Origin of the sequence: Wolbachia endosymbiont of Pentalonia nigronervosa (assembly GCF_014534705.1) — a bacterium.
Taxonomy (GTDB): domain Bacteria; phylum Pseudomonadota; class Alphaproteobacteria; order Rickettsiales; family Anaplasmataceae; genus Wolbachia.
Window position 1 is genome coordinate 1 of record NZ_JACVWV010000170.1, and the last position, 1,175, is coordinate 1,175.

At 39.0% G+C, this 1,175-nt stretch carries 2 protein-coding genes; both read right to left on the reverse strand.

Annotation, left to right across the window (positions count from 1 at the left end; all coding sequences use genetic code 11):
- Nucleotides 1-453, reverse strand: a 453-nt coding sequence (locus tag IC220_RS07715) for a hypothetical protein (RefSeq protein ID WP_188153811.1), incomplete at its 3' end; no start/stop codon positions are given.
- Between the two features lie 5 nt (nt 454-458).
- The coding region (locus IC220_RS07720; protein ID WP_188153812.1) for a DNA-methyltransferase at nt 459-1,175 on the reverse strand (717 nt) is incomplete at its 5' end.

Genomic DNA, 1,175 nt, shown 5'->3' on the forward strand with positions numbered 1-1,175 from the left:
CTCCAATGCTGTTGTTATTTCCTGCGATAGTAGCTCATGAATCTTTTCCGCATCACTCATCGATGCAAGTAGTGCTGATACTCTATCTGGAATGTTGAGCAGATTATTTCTTACCACTCTTGCTGCGTTAAAAGCTTCGGTTTTTACTTCTTCTATCGGCACTAATTCTCCAATTTCAGCTTTTGCTTTGGCTTCTAGCAATTTCCCTCGTTCTATTTCATTCTTGATACGAGTTTTGAGGAGCATAGTAGAGAGTTCATTAGCTTCACCGTTCTTTCTTCTTTGTGGTTGACTTGGATCTCGTATAACTTCTATTGCTTCATTTGCCTGCTCTCTATCAATCATACCATCCTTAAGTTCTACTATTCCCTTTTTTACTAAATAACAGACATACTGCTTGGAAAATCCTTGTTCTTTTGCCCATTCTGTCTGCGTAATCTTTTCTCTTTCCACTTTTCTTATGAGTTTTTTTCTTGAATCTGTGCAAAAGTTTTACCAGAGTTGGAAAGAATAGCTTCTCTTCCCGTATACACTTGCCAACGTTTTATCGTTACATCTACAAACTTAGGATCAAGCTCTATAGTTCTACACACTCTTCCTGTTCTCTCACATGCAATCAGCGTGCTGCCAGAACCACTAAATGGATCTAAAACGATATCTCCTGGTCTACTGCTGTTTACTATTGCTCTTTCCATTAACTCCACTGGCTTCATCGTTGGGTGCAGAGTATTGTGAACCGGCTTATCATAAAACCACAGATCGCTTTGATTTCTTCCCCCATACCACTGACGCTTATTGCCTTCTTTCCAGCCATAGAGTATTGTTTCATATTGCCTTTGATAATCTGCTCTTCCGATAGTAAAATGATTCTTTGCCCAGATGATAAACGTTGACCAATGTCCTCCTGCTTCTGCAAATACTTTTTGTAGCGTAGAAAGTTCTGAAGATGCTGAGCAAATATAAACTGCCCCTTTGTTATGAGCTAAAATATGCGAGCAAACATCAAAAAGAAATAACCCGTACTTTTCACCTTGATCATCGCCAAGTATTTTTCTATCATCTCTTTCTTGACTAGCACCATAATCTACGTTATAAGGAGGGTCGCAAACGGTAATATCTGCTGTTTTATTGTCTAGAACAGCTTTAAATGAATCAACCAACCTGCTATCCCCACA